Origin of the sequence: Pedobacter heparinus (assembly GCF_032678725.1) — a bacterium.
GTDB classification, from domain to species: Bacteria; Bacteroidota; Bacteroidia; order Sphingobacteriales; family Sphingobacteriaceae; genus Pedobacter; species Pedobacter heparinus_A.
The window spans coordinates 1-14,539 of the sequence record NZ_JAVTSC010000001.1; the positions used below are offsets into that span (position 1 = coordinate 1).

Genomic DNA, 14,539 nt, shown 5'->3' on the forward strand with positions numbered 1-14,539 from the left:
TTGCTCATTATGGCTGCCGGCTGCCTGTTATTTGTTCCTGCCGCAATGCTGCGGTATTATCCACTTTTCCTGCTGGGCTTATTTGTAGTGGGTACAGGAACTACTTTGCTGCAAACTGCTGTAAACCCCTATATCACCAAATTGGGCGATCCGGCCAGGGCTGCCCAACGCATCAGCATAATGGGGATCTGCAATAAATTTGCTGGCATTCTGGCCCCGATGATATTAGGTGCCATTATCCTTAAAAATTCTGATGGTTTGCTGGCCGAACTGGAAAGCCTGGCTCCCGGAGCAAAAACCATACGTCTGGATGAGCTGGCCCATGATGTGATCATGCCTTATATGGTTTTAACCCTGGTGTTGTGTGTAATCGCTTTTGGTATTAAATATGCACACCTGCCCGAAATTACACCCTCAGCAGATGAACTGGCTGTTAATGAAAAGGAAGAGCTGACCAATGCAGGTAAAAGTTACAATGGTGTATTTATGCTGGGTTTTACAGCCATATTTGTAACGGTAGGTGTAGAAGTTATCGCCGGCGATACGATCGGCAATTATGGAATTTATCATGGCGTCAGATTGGATGTAGCCAAAAGCTTAACTTCCTATACACTGGCATCCATGCTTACTGGTTATGTTTTAGGGGCTTTATTTATCCCTAAACTCATCACCCAGGAAAAGGCATTTTTATACTCTTCCCTGCTGGGGATATTGTTAACCCTGCTTGCCGTGTTTGTACCTGGCGAAGCTTCTATTATTTTCATTGCCTTACTGGGTTTTGCCAATGCCATGTTGTGGCCAGCCATCTGGCCGCTTGCTTTAAGAGGGCTGAGCGGTGCTTTGCTCAACCGCGGATCGGCCATACTCATCATGGGTATCGCCGGCGGTGCCATTTTACCATTGGTGTACAGCTGGCTTTCACATATTTCCAATAACCAGCTCGCTTACCTGCTGCTCATCCCTTGTTACCTTTTTAATGTGTATTACCAAATTTCCAGGACCAAAAAAACAGTAGATCATTCACTAACCCAATTTTAATTATGCGAAGATTCTTATTCCTCTTATTGACAAGTTTTACCATCCATGCCCTGGCTGCTGACGTAACAATAAGTACTTATGGAGCCAAAGGCGATGGAAATACGGTAAATACCTTAGCCATACAAAAAAGCATCGATGCCTGTGCCGCTTCGGGAGGGGGAAAGGTTATCTTTCCTGCAGGCAATTTTATAAGTGCAACTCTGGTGTTAAAGAGTAATGTTACCCTTTACCTTAGTGAAGGATGTACCCTAACCGGCATTAAGGGTGCTTCCAATTATCCTTATCAACAGGCAGGAATACCTTTTTACGGAGAAAACTGGGCGAAGCAGGCCCTGATCTATGCCAATAAAGCCGAAAATATTGGCATTGAAGGTGCCGGAACAATAGATGGACAAGGGGGCAGTTTTGAGGTCAACACGATTAAAAAACCAGATCGTTACAAAGACAGGCCCTACCTGATCTGGTTTATAGCCTGTAAAAAAATAAGTGTCAAACAGGTCCACCTGCGTAATTCAGCCTTCTGGATGCAGCATTACCTGGGTTGTGAAGACCTGGTGATTGATGGCATTTCCATATGGAACCATTCCAACAAGAACAATGACATGATTGACATTGATGGTTGTAAAAACGTGCGGATTACCAATGTAACGGGTGATTCGGATGATGATGGCCTGACCTTAAAAAGTACTTCTAAACTTATTTCAGAGAATATTGTGATCAATAATTGCGTGTTCAGCAGCCACTGCAACGGCCTGAAGTTCGGAACAGAATCTACCGGTGGTTTCAGAAATGTGACCATCAGTAATATCGTGATCAAGCCTTCTGCACAGCTCAATACCATTTATGGCAAGCCGGCAGGCAACAGCGGCATTTCACTGGAAATGGTAGATGGGGGTATTATGGAAAACATCAGCATCAGCAATGTGGTGATTGATGGCCCGCAAGTGCCTTTGTTTATCCGCCTGGGTAACAGGGCAAGAAAGCATACCGATGATGCAGCTGCGCCTGGAACAGGCATAGCCAGGAACATTCACATCTCTAATGTAACCGCTACGGGAGCAGATATTACCGGAAGCTCGGTAATAGGGCTTGACAATGCCATCATTGAGAACGTTTCCCTGAACAACATTTCCATTTCTACTTCTGGCGGCGCAACGGCCGATGCAATGTTCAGGAAACTGGAATCACTGGATGACCATTATCCTGAGGCTACGATGTTCGGACCACTCCCTGCCTACGGATTGTTTGTGAAAAATGTAAAAGGGATCCAATTGAATGACATCAGATTTACCTTTACAGGCAAGGATGAGCGGCCAGCGGTAGCGCTAGAAAACACCAGTGATTTCGTTCTTAAGGGCCTTACCATGGCCAGTACAGCAAATGCAAACGCAGCAATTTATCTGAAAAATGTTGCCAATGGTTTGATTACTGCAAATTCCTTATATACCTATGCAAAGCATTTTATCTGGAAAGAAGGAAGCGTAACTGCGGTTTCTGTTAGCAATAACCAGCATCCTAAAATTAAATCCAGCAGCAATCAAAGCCAGAAAAAATGAGCAGCCGTATCCACATATTGACCCTGTTCTTATTGCTAAGCAAGACAATTTTAGCTGTTGATGTGCCTGTATTGCCTTATCCACAGCAGGTACAGCAGGGGCGGCTTGCCATCAGCTTAAGTAAAGAAATTTCGCTTGGCGCTGGAGGCATAGACCAGGAGATGTTAAAACGCTTAGCTGCAGTAACCAAACTTTCGCTGAATGTAAACGGACCTGTTGCTCAAGGTTTAACCCTCAGCTTAACAGGACGCAATAAACATATTGATGCACTGATACCCGTCTATGGCTCCCAGCTAAAAAAGGACTGGAAAACACAGATAGGAAAAGAAGGTTATGTGCTGGTGCTGAATAAAAAGCAACGTTTATTGATTGCGAATACAGAAGCGGGTTTATTTTACGGTCTGCAAACCTTAAAACAACTGCTTGATGCAGGCTGGAATACAGAACTGGTCATTGCCGACTGGCCATCACTGGCGCACAGAGTAGTGTTTGACGACATCAGCCGGGGACCCATTTCTAAGGTAGCCTATATCAAACAGCAGATCGAAAGGATGGCCTCCTTAAAAGTAAACGGGCTCTCGTTTTACATTGAACACGTCATTCAAACCAATGCCTATCCAGATTTTGCGCCTGCAGATGGCAAGCTGACCATAGCCGATGTGAAAGAACTGGATGCCTATGCTGCCAGATATCACATGGAGCTTGTGGGCAGTTTTCAGTCATTCGGACATTTCAGTAACATCTTGTCCTTGCCACAGTACCAGTCAATGGGCGAAACTTCTACCATGATCTCGCCGCTTGACCCTAAAGCCAGGCATTTTCTGGAAAGTGTAATTACTGAAATGTGTGCTGCTTTCAGTTCTCCTTATTTCAATGTCAATTGTGATGAGACCTTTGATCTGGGTAAGGGTAAATCTAAAAAATATACCGATAGTGTGGGTGTTGCGAAATTTTACGCCGACCACCTCAAATTTCTTTATGATGTGGTCAAAAAGAACGGTAAGAAACTGATGATGTGGGGAGATATCGCCCTGCAGCATGAGGAAATCCTGGACATGTTGCCAAAGGATATTGTTTACATGACCTGGGAATATGGCGATCCGCAATCCTATAGCAAGTGGATCGATCCTTTTGTGAAACGCAACCTTACTTTTATGGTATGTCCGGGTATTTTAAATACCAACCGGCTTTTCCCCGACCTGGCGATTGCCAAAGCCAATATCAATGGTTTCATCAATGAAGGTTATGCAAAAGGCACTATAGGTGCCTATACCACCATTTGGGATGAAGGTGGTGACCAGCTGTTTTCCGAAGACTGGTATGGTGTGTACATGGCTGCAGAAAAAAGCTGGAATGTGCAATCATTTTTTAATGACAGATTTGACCAGCGTTATGAACAAACAGCCTACGGAACAGCAAACGGAGCTTATGTAAAGGCGGTCGCTAAGCTGATGGAGCTGAGAGATCTTCCGCTTACCTATAACCTGACACACGAAATCTGGTGGCAGCACATTTTACCACAAAACGGGGAAACGCTCATTTTAAACAATAAGGATGTGGCCGAAGGCCTAAAAGTGGTTAAAGAGGCTTTGGAACTGCTTCAAACCGCAAACCCTAAACATCATCTTTCCGATCTGGCCACCATCAAATACATTGCAGACCGGTACATATTGCTTTTTGACACTAGGATCCAGATCGCTGAACTGGCAAAATGGTATCAGCAAAACGAGGGGAAGATCAGCAGTGGTTTAAACGAGCGTATGGCTGCTTTAAAAGTTTTGAAAAACCGGTATGAGCTAATGGCAGCTGATTTTCAGCACAAATGGAACCAGGAAAACCAGCCCTACACCCTGGATTATGCCTTAAAACCTTACAAAACCCGTATCACTGCTTTGGCAGATCTTGAACATAAGTTGCTGGCCCTGAATAAAACAGGTACGCGGTTACCTCAGGCAGCTGTTGTCGGCTTAAATGTAGTAGAAAGCGATCAGACCTATTTCAATTACTGGTTGTTAACCGGGCCTTTTAATGGTACTGGAGCCTCTTTTCCCGCATTTATGTATTCAGAAGATCCGGCTGCCAACCATCCGCCTAAGCCTGGTGATTTTGCACAGTATAAGGGAAAGCAGTTTCGCTGGATGAAATACAACACGGACAATGGGGGGATCATCAACAAATTTAAACAGCTTGCTGATGATACCTATGTGTACGCATTTTGTACCATTACCACCGAAACGCCAAAACAACTACCTGCCTGGATAGGAAATGACGCCGCCGTAGAACTGTTTTGTAACGCTGGCCGCATTGCTGAAGCCGCTGCTGCTGGCTCAGGTAATCCGGCCCTGCCCAAAGAAAAACCTTATCACCTTTCTTTAAAAGCAGGCACCAATTACATCCTGCTAAAAGTTAAAAGCAGCAATGCCGGTGCGGCCTTTACTTTCAGACTGGAGACCACTGAACCTGTAACCAACCATAAACACAAATATACCATTAATGCAAACCAGAACAGTCATGAAGCAGATTAAGATCCTGGCCAGTTTAATCCTGGTCTCTAGTTTTAGCCTCTCCAACCTTGCCTTTTCCCAGGTTAAAAAGGAAGAAATTGTAAGCGCAATTGATCAGACGGCCAATTGCATTGTAAACGTGATCCTGGATGAGCAGGGTAAATCACGTTGTGATTACAATTTAACAGAAGGAAAATGGTATCCCTATGAAGTGCCCTGGCATACCGGCCAGGCCATTAATGCTTTGCTGGCTGGCTACAAGGTCAGGGGCAATGAAGCCTGGTTAAATGCAGCTAAGAAAGCAGGTAATTACTGGATAAGCCTGCAGATCAAGGACCATCCTAAGTTAAAAGGAATGCTTGGCGCTACCCACGGCGATTTTATCGGGGATGATGTGATTGTGTTTGCTACCATATCCGATGGTACGCCAGGCATTTATGAACTGAGCCGGGTAACCAGGGATCAGCAGTATGCAAAAGTGGCTACAGAAGCTGCAGGCTGGATGCTAAAAAACATGTACGATGCAGAGAAAGGGGTGTGTTACGATAATGTAGACCTCAAAACCGGTGAGGTACAGAAAGAATACAGTCCTTTTTGGAAAGATAAAAAGCTGGGAACGCAAACTTTATTCGATGTTTCCCGCCCAAATACAGAAGGTTCCCTGTTTAAGGATGCCTACGGCTTTTCGGGAAATAAAGCTTTTAAGGATGCTTTTATCAATCTGTGCAACAGCCTGCTGAAGCTGCAGGATGAGCACGGGATCTGGTCAGATTTTATGCCCAATTTTAAAGATGTACATTCCTTTCATCCCCGCTTTAACCTCTGGTATGCTGAATCACTGATCGAGGCCTTTAAGCTCACCAAAGATAAGAAATACCTCGAAGCGGCTGCCAAAACTGCACGTACCCATGCCAAAGCCCAGCAAAAGGATGGTACCATGTATTACGAAAATTACACCGATGGAAAAGCGCCGGATAAGGGGTCTGTAACCGGTTCAGAGGTTGCCCTTTCGGGTATTGTATGGATGGAACTCGCTAAAGAGGGCTATAAAGAATTTGATGCCAATATCGAAAAATCAGCCTACTGGCTGGTACACAACCGTTTTGCTGAAGACCATCCGGATAAAAACCTCCGGGGCCAGGTGATTGAAACCCGAACGCGGTCGAAGGGCAAGGTCTGGCTGGTCAACCGCGATATCGGGACCAGTTTCGCGCTCCGCTTTTTAAGCGATTACTACCGGTTTAAATCATTCTAGAACTAACCAATATATCAACCAACAACCAAACTCAAAAACAAAACTTGTCATGAAAAAATCTATTTTTAAATCCTATCTCACGTGGATATTCGCGGTCATCATTTCCGCTGCAGGGATGAGTCTTCCTGCATACGCCCAAACAGTGGGCAACATCAGGGGTAAAGTGATTGATGACCAGGGCGGCGCTTTACCCGGTGCTTCCGTAAAAATCAAGGGCACCAATAAAGGTGTTTCTACCAGTACCACCGGTGATTTTCAGCTAAATGACCTGCAGCCAGGGAGTTACGTAGTGACCGTATTTTATATGGGCTTTAGCCCGGTTGAAACCAACATTCAACTTAAAGCCGGGCAAACCCTGGTACAAAATATCAGGCTGGTAACCAGCAGTGTTGCTTTACAGGGCGTGACGGTGTCAGGAGTAATTGAAGGACAGCAGAAAGCGCTGAACCAGCAAAGAAATGCCGATAACATCAAGCAGGTGATTTCTGCCGACCTGATGGGGCGTTTTCCGGATCTTAACGTAGCAGAATCACTGCAAAGGCTTCCTGGGGTAACCATAGGCCGGGAGCAGGGCGAAGGGTCAACTGTGCAGTTGCGTGGTACGCCGGGTGGTTATACCAATATCAATATCAATGGGGAACAGATCATGGGTACCCAGGAACAGGGACAACGCAATGCACAGCTGGATCTTGTTCCAGCTAATGTTCTGGCTTCTATGGAAGTGATCAAAACCTTAACTCCCGATCTGGACGGTGATGCCATTGCAGGAGCAATTAACTTAAAAACGCCAACTGCCATCAGTTTAAAACCACAATTGTCTGTAGATCTGGGTGGGGGTTATAATAAATTGCGTGACAATTCTAATGGCATTGGCAACATCAGTTTTGGCCGGCGCTATAATGCTACAGAGGAGTTGCCAAATGGTAAACTTGGGGTAACTGTATCTGGCAGCTATTACAAAACCAACAATGGCTATGATGAGATCAATGCACAGCAATGGCAGTTAAAGGATTTTGCTGATGGAAAGGGAAGCATTTACTTCCCAACGGATATCCGTCTGGTTTATCTGGAAAACGAACGTACCCGCATGGGGGCAACCACCACAATAGATTACAGTTTTAACCCTACTACTTCTATTGTCGCCAATTTAACTTTCAATAGTCTGGATAACGATGCCACACGGTATCGCAAGCGTACGCGTATGCAAACAGCCAATACTACGTTTGCAAATGGTGTTTATACTACCACACGCGGCAGAGGTTACAATGAGGTGCTGGACAGGAAAATGGGCAATAACAACATTAACTTAAGCCTGGAAGGTGAAACGTTGTTGGGTAAGGCAAAGCTGGATGGAGGTGTTTTTTATACCGCATCTAATTTTGACCAGCAGGCCTATGCCTACAATTACGTTACCGGAAACGTGCCAATGACGATTTCACAGATCTCCGGTGATTACATTCAGGCCGTTGGAGCAACGGATCCCAAAAACAATGCTGCCTTATACACTTATAATACCATTGAAGCCAATAACTTCAATACAGAAGGAAGTAATTTTGTTGGTCGTTTAAATCTTACCCTACCCTATAAAATAGGTAAAAATGATGCTTATTTTAAAATGGGTGCCAAAATGAAACGTATGCACAATGAGCGTTTCCGGCCTGTAAACAGCACTTTTGTAGCTACTTACTCTGGTACAGCAGCTGTTGGTAACCTCAATAATTTTAGGGGCGCAGAAGAAGTATCTGCCGATTTTCTGGATGATAACATCAATTTTGGTTTAGGCGTAAGCAAAGATGCCACCCTGAATTTCTATGCCAACAATCCAAAGCTTTTTAATACCAGTACCAACCTGACCCAGGTGTCTATTGATTCTTACTTTTATGATGCTACTGAAAATGTAACCTCAGGTTATATTATGAACCGCATCCAGTTTAATAAATTCATGTTGCTGGGTGGTTTACGTATGGAAAGGACAGGCGTAGATTATGATGCCAGACTGGTAAATCAGGATCTTGCCGGTAACCTGACCTCTTCAGTACCTACCAACTCCAATTACAGCTATACAAAGTTCCTTCCTAACCTGCAGGGTAAATACGACCTGGCTAAAAATACTGTAATGCGTGGGGCCGTTTCTTTCGGGTATTCCAGACCGAATTTTAATGATCTGGTACCCAGTCGTGTAATTAGTATTTTGAATACCACACTTACAGATGGTAACCCAGACCTGCAACCTGCATTTGCCACCAATTATGATCTGTCCATTGAACAGTATCTCAGTAACCTTGGTATTCTTTCTATTGGTGGTTTTTATAAAAACATAGATAAATTTCAATACAACAGCGTAATCAGGCTTACCGGTACTGAATTCCCTGATGCTGCCAATTACAAGGATTACCTGTATTATAAAACTTATAACGGTGATGTTGCGAAAGTGTTGGGTGTGGAGGTAAATGCGCAAACCAATTTAACATTCTTACCTGGCATTTTGAAAGGCATCTCTTTATATGCCAATTATACCTTCACCAAATCGGAGGCAGATGCGCAGGACAGGAAAAAACTGAGGTTACCGGGACAAGCCGATCACAGCGCTAACGGTTCCGTTTCTTATACCTTAAAAGGCTTTACTTTACAGGGGAACCTGAATTATAATGGCGCCTATACTTCAACTTTGGGTACGGATGATGCCAGTGATGTAATCAGGGCCGCGCGTTACCAGGTGGATGTGAACGCCTCTTACCGCATTACCAAAAACCTGACCATTTATGCCGAGGGTGTAAATTTAACCAATGAACCACAGGTAGAATATTTTGGTGATCGTTCCCGTATCTATACGAAAACATTTTATGATTATTCGGCCCGTGCCGGATTAAAATACCGTTACTAAATCAAGATGATGACTAAAGAATTTTTAAAAGACAAGTTAAAAGTTAAAATTTATAATACCAGGAAGGAAATGGGGAAAAGCGCTGCTAATTTGGCAGCGCAATGCCTCAGGAATTTGTTGCAGCACAAAGATGAAGTAAACATCATCTTTGCTGCGGCAGCATCTCAAAATGAATTCCTGGAGGCCATTGCCGAAGAGCAGGACATTGCCTGGGCACGCGTCAATGCTTTCCACATGGATGAATACACCGGCCTGCCGGTAACGCATCCCCAGCGTTTCGGAAATTTTCTAAACCAAAAGATCTTTTCAAAACTGCCCCTTAAAAAGGTGTATTACCTGAATGAGGACGGAAACGATACGGAAGTAGAAAGTACGCGCTATGCAGCCCTACTGGAAAAGATGCCACCCGATGTTACCTTTATGGGCATAGGTGAAAACACACACCTGGCCTTTAACGATCCGCATGTGGCAGATTTTAATGATCCCGTGCTGGTCAAAATCATTGACCTCGATGAGCCTTGTAAAGTGCAACAGGTACACGATGGCTGCTTCCCTTCCGTAGCAGAGGTGCCATCTTATGCCTATACCTTAACCATCCCGGCTTTACTGCAGTCTAAACACATTTTCTGCATGGTACCTGGTAAAAATAAGGCCCTGGCAGTAAAGCATACCTTAAATGAAGCGGTCAGCGCAAAATATCCCTCCACATCCTTGAGAAATCATCCCGATGCGATTTTGTTTTTAGATCAGGACAGCGCATCCTTAATCCTTTAAACTTAAGCCAGAAATGAACTTATTCAGCAGGTTATTTTTAAATATAACAGGTACTTCAATTATACTGAGCGCAGTTGTACCGGTACTGGCGCAATCTGGTGATGCCCTGTCTGTAGTTAAAAAAGTAGCAGATAAGGTCATTGCCGATACGCGTTTTGGTTTTACCCTGTTGCCCCAGAAAGAAGTGCTGGGTATGCAGGTGATAGATTTCAGGAGCCTGCAAGTACAAACCGGTCAGCAGGCATACGCCAAAAGCCAGCTTAGCGCCAGCAGTGATACTATCCTGAGTTTTGGTTTAAGTTATGCCGGTGCCATCAGCATATGGCTTAACCGGAAACAGGTATTCAGTGAAGAAAATTCAGTTATCCGGATCCCCAAAGAGATTTCCTACAACCGTTTTACTTTTAACAGGCATTTTTCGCTGGCTTTGAAAAAGGGAGATCATGAGCTCATGATCCGTTATACTGCACAGGCAAATACACTGCCGGTTGTGTTTCTGATGCCGGTTACCAAAGCGGGCGATCTGGATTTTGCTGTGAAATTCAGTTCAGGGATCAAAGATGATGTTCAAAATACCACCTGGATGCTTTTAGGACCGCTGGGTAAAATGCAGCAAGCTGGTCCGGAAACCGGACTGCCCCTGTACCTGATGGAAGATTCAAAAGCCATTACCTGGATTAAATCTCCGCAAAGGTATATTCCGGAACTGGAAACACCTGTAACAGCAGCCTATCAGCGCGATCCATATACCGACTGGCATTATTCGCACGGGGCAATGGTATGGAGTATGATGGCCCTGGACGATGCGGGGAAATATGCTGCATTTGCAAAGCAGTATATAGATTTTACCTTGCAACAACTGTCATATTTCAGTTATCAATACCACACTCTTTTTGCCTGGAGGGGCAGCTATCACCGTATTTTCAGACGGACCATGCTGGATGATACGGGTGCACCAGTTTTGCCTTTTGCAGAACTGTACCTGAAAGAAAAAGAGGAAAACCTGAAAGCACTGGTATTGCCGATAGCCGAATATGTTAGTAAAGAACAACTAAGGTTGAAAGATGGTACTTTTTGCCGCCCGGAGCCGGTCGAATCAACCGTCTGGGCTGACGATCTGTTTATGAGTGTACCTTTTCTGCTGCAAATGGCGAAAATTACAGGCAACCATTCCTATTATGATGATGCTGCAAAACAGGTACTGAACTTTAGGAAATACCTGGCAGATCCTAAAACAGGTTTATACAAACATGCCTGGTTTGACCATACGCAGCAACGATCAGCTGCCTGCTGGGGCCGCGCCAATGGTTGGGTAGCCTGGGCTACGGTAGAGCTGCTGGCCAAACTGCCTAAAACACATCCGGCCTATAAGCAGGTGCTCCACAATTTCCGGGCGCAGATGAAGGTACTGGTCAGCTATCAGAACCCGCATGGCTTCTGGCACCAGGTACTGGACAGAACTGATTCGTATGAAGAAACTTCCTGTACAGCGCTGTTTACCCTGGCGCTGGCCCGTGGCGTACGGCAAGGCTGGCTAAGCGCTGCTTATAAAAAACCTGCACTTGCTGGCTGGGCAGCAGTACGGACAAAGATTGATGAAAATGGAGTGGTTCATGGCATTTGCCAGGGAACTGATATTGGTTACGACGAGGAATTTTACAAAAAAAGAAAAACGATTGATAACGATCCGCGGGGCATGGGTGCAGTCATTACCGCGGGTGTAGAAATTTCAAAGCTGCAATGATGATAAAGCGAAGGAAATTAAATCTGATTTACCAGCTGTTATTTTTAGCAGGCATTGCCATTGGCTTTTCGGCATGTGGTACCAATGCCGGTAAAGCCAGCTATTTGTATGATATGGGTACAGAACGCTCCCCGGTGGCCGATGGTTATACTGCTGTTCATCCGGGTACCCTATACCGGGATGAAAGGGGCTATGGTTGGTTAAACAGGCCTGAAGGTGCTTTTGATACCCTTGCCGGAAAATGGAATACGAACCTGAACCGTGATGGAGTATTGGCTAAAGACAGTCTGGTTTTCAGAACAGACCTGCCAGATGGAACATATCTTTTAACGGTTACGCTTGGCAACAACAGCACAAATGTCTTAAATCAGGCTGTTTATTTCAATGGCGAGCTCATCGCAGATTCGGTGATTACCCCATGGTACCGCATCCCCATTAAAAGTGTAAACAAAATGGTAAGTGTCCGCAATGGAAAGGCCCTGGTCAAAATTAGCTCCAGGTCACTGATTGCGGTTCAGGATATTGAATTCAGAGCAGTTAACCGGCAGGCCATTGGTTCGGTAACCGGCTTTGAGCAAGATACTGTAGCAGTGAAACAAATTGGGGGCGATTTTGCGGCCAGATACCTGCTGGCCGCCCGCTATTACGATTTGGGTGCATGGTCCAGATCGGTCAAAGCTGCCGGAAATTTCAGTTTGCGCATGTACCTTGCTGCAGATATGCTGGAACAGATTGCCGCAGTTGAAAATGACCCCCTGTATGATAGGGCGGTTTATCTGCTGGCTAAAATCCATTATTGGATAAACCGGGAAGATTATGACCCTTACCATGATGCGGCTTATAAAAAATACTTTGCCATCCTGAAAAAAAAATATCCGGATGCAGAAATGATCAACATGTACCTGGGTGAGAAGATTCCATTTGATGTGGAAAATACCACTGATCTGACAGGCGCACCGCAATGGGCTGCCAAACAGCATGAAGCCATGCAAAGGATGCTAAAGATTATCCACTGGTGGGTAAATGAAAAGCAGGAGGCCAATGGCGAGCTGGGCGGTAAATACGGTGATGATGTAGAGATTTTGCGCTGGTGGCTGCCTGCAATTTTAGGTGCCGACGATGCAACTGCAAAAAAAGGTTATGTACGGCTGGCCGATGGAGTTTGGAACAGCGGCATACTGGAACGTGGTTTTGCGAAGAAAGTAGATGATGTGGAACATTCAGCTGAGCTGTTCAGGGATACCCATCCGTCTATGTTCATGATCAATTATGGTGATCCGGAATACATTGAGCGCTGTCTGATCAGCATGCAGAATTTTGAAAAGGTCTGGACGGGCATTACGCCTATGGGCCACCGTCATTTTAGATCCTGTTACCTGTCTGCCACCGAGGTATTGGAACAGGCGCCGATGAATGTTGACGTGCCTTTAAATGCAAGAGCGGTATTGCCGGGCTTATGGGCTGCCTGGTATAACCGGAACCCGACCCTGATCCGTTTGTTCAGCGAATGGGGGAAAGCCTGGCTGGCAGATGCCGAACGTGCCGGGAATGGCAAGCCAGCCGGGATCATGCCTGCCGCAATCGCATTCGCAAATGATGGGATAGGGGCGCATACCGGCAAGTGGTACGATCCCGGGCTGGCCTACGACTATTACAAATGGGAAAGTCTTGGCCATATCAATGAAATGCATGCGCAACTGATCGGTATGTATGGACTCACTAAAAATACTGCTTTTCTGAAACCTGTTAATTTTTGCTACGACCTGATGCTTGCTGCCAGGAAAGAACAGCTACCCGAAAAACCGGAACCCGGTTCCTTGAACTGGGCAAAAAAGGTATTGCTGGACGGCGGCGTAGATAAAGGCGCTTCTGATAATCCAATGGCTGATGTATTTGCTATGGCCGGACAGATCAGGGGCAGTAAGGCCTATGACCAGCTCATTGCCGCTCATGGAAATCCTTACAATAAATACCTGATCAGCAAGGATACGGCAGTCATTAATAAGGGGTTTGATGAAGTACTGAACTCATTAAGGTATAACCTGCCGCTTTTAACCAGCGAGGTTAAATATACCGACAGGGTCTATGTGCCGGGCAGCGATCTGTTGTTTGGTATGTATACGGGACATTTCGGCTCAGGTTACGAATATCCTGCAGCGGTGGCCACCTGGAAAAATACAGGGCCCGATATGGGAATATTTGTTCGCGGAGGCAATGCCAGATCAGCTGTAGTTTCTCTTTATAATTTTGGAGATGCACGTACCATAACCATGCAGACCTGGTTGCTTGAACCGGGTGTTTACAGGTTAACCCTGGGCAGCGATACGAACGATGACGGAACAATTGATGCTGATGAAACGAAGCGCATGATGGTGTTGAAGGAAAGGGTAAACCAGATCACCATACCTGTGCCTTCAAAAAAACTCCAGGCAGTGATTATTGAACAGGTAACAGCAGGAAAAAAATCAGATCAGGCCGCGGATCTTGCCTTTGCTGCGCGTGATGTTTCCGTGGCCAATAATACGGTTACGGTGAAAGTCCACAATGTGGGAAATGTTAGGGCTAAAAATATTACTGCAGAACTTTGGGATGGAAAAGAAAGGATGGCCTTGGGCAAAATAGCTGGTATTGATGCGCCAAATGACCTTGTTCCGCGATGGAAAACGGTAAATTTTGAACTTCCGGCAGGTAAAATGGGAAAGGAAATCAAGATAAAGGTATTTACCGGTCAACCTGAAATTACTACCTTAAATAATAGCCTGTCTTATCCGCTCAAAAACTAAT

General features: G+C 45.2%; 8 protein-coding genes. All 8 read left to right on the forward strand.

All coding sequences use genetic code 11. From position 1 onward, the window contains the following. The coding region (gene gluP / locus R2Q85_RS00005; RefSeq protein WP_316809680.1) for a glucose/galactose MFS transporter at window positions 1–1,038 on the forward strand (1,038 nt) is incomplete at its 5' end. A 2-nt stretch (window positions 1,039–1,040) separates the two neighbouring features. Beyond that, a complete protein-coding gene (locus tag R2Q85_RS00010) occupies window positions 1,041–2,594 on the forward strand; it encodes a glycoside hydrolase family 28 protein (protein ID WP_316809681.1) in 1,554 nt (517 codons plus the stop codon). Continuing rightward, window positions 2,591–5,119: a glycoside hydrolase family 20 zincin-like fold domain-containing protein gene (locus R2Q85_RS00015; protein WP_316809682.1), complete on the forward strand. Its 2,529-nt coding sequence runs from the start codon at window positions 2,591–2,593 to the stop codon at window positions 5,117–5,119. The genes R2Q85_RS00010 and R2Q85_RS00015 overlap by 4 nt, the downstream gene beginning before the upstream one ends. Continuing rightward, a complete protein-coding gene (locus R2Q85_RS00020) occupies window positions 5,106–6,353 on the forward strand; it encodes a hypothetical protein (RefSeq protein WP_316809683.1) in 1,248 nt (415 codons plus the stop codon). The genes R2Q85_RS00015 and R2Q85_RS00020 overlap by 14 nt, the downstream gene beginning before the upstream one ends. A 49-nt stretch (window positions 6,354–6,402) precedes the next feature. Continuing rightward, a complete protein-coding gene (locus tag R2Q85_RS00025; protein WP_316809684.1) occupies window positions 6,403–9,237 on the forward strand; it encodes a TonB-dependent receptor in 2,835 nt (944 codons plus the stop codon). 6 nt (window positions 9,238–9,243) lie between these two features. Then, complete coding sequence (locus R2Q85_RS00030) at window positions 9,244–10,011, forward strand: glucosamine-6-phosphate deaminase (RefSeq protein WP_316809685.1); 768 nt, start codon at window positions 9,244–9,246, stop codon at window positions 10,009–10,011. A 13-nt stretch (window positions 10,012–10,024) separates the two neighbouring features. Further along, a complete protein-coding gene (locus R2Q85_RS00035) occupies window positions 10,025–11,755 on the forward strand; it encodes a glycoside hydrolase family 88 protein (protein ID WP_316809686.1) in 1,731 nt (576 codons plus the stop codon). Further along, the gene (locus R2Q85_RS00040; protein WP_316809687.1) at window positions 11,752–14,538 is read left to right on the forward strand and encodes a hypothetical protein; all 2,787 of its coding nucleotides are present in this window, start codon (window positions 11,752–11,754) and stop codon (window positions 14,536–14,538) included. The genes R2Q85_RS00035 and R2Q85_RS00040 overlap by 4 nt, the downstream gene beginning before the upstream one ends. The last annotated feature ends 1 nt before the right edge of the window (window position 14,539 follow it).

What these genes read in the sequence shown, in the direction of transcription:
- R2Q85_RS00030 (WP_316809685.1), top strand. Translation starts at nt 9,244, where the DNA reads ATGATGACTAAAGAATTTTTAAAAGACAAGTTAAAAGTTAAAATTTAT.
- R2Q85_RS00015 (WP_316809682.1), top strand. Translation starts at nt 2,591, where the DNA reads ATGAGCAGCCGTATCCACATATTGACCCTGTTCTTATTGCTAAGCAAG.
- R2Q85_RS00035 (WP_316809686.1), top strand. Translation starts at nt 10,025, where the DNA reads ATGAACTTATTCAGCAGGTTATTTTTAAATATAACAGGTACTTCAATT.
- R2Q85_RS00020 (WP_316809683.1), top strand. Translation starts at nt 5,106, where the DNA reads ATGAAGCAGATTAAGATCCTGGCCAGTTTAATCCTGGTCTCTAGTTTT.
- R2Q85_RS00025 (WP_316809684.1), top strand. Translation starts at nt 6,403, where the DNA reads ATGAAAAAATCTATTTTTAAATCCTATCTCACGTGGATATTCGCGGTC.
- R2Q85_RS00040 (WP_316809687.1), top strand. Translation starts at nt 11,752, where the DNA reads ATGATGATAAAGCGAAGGAAATTAAATCTGATTTACCAGCTGTTATTT.
- R2Q85_RS00010 (WP_316809681.1), top strand. Translation starts at nt 1,041, where the DNA reads ATGCGAAGATTCTTATTCCTCTTATTGACAAGTTTTACCATCCATGCC.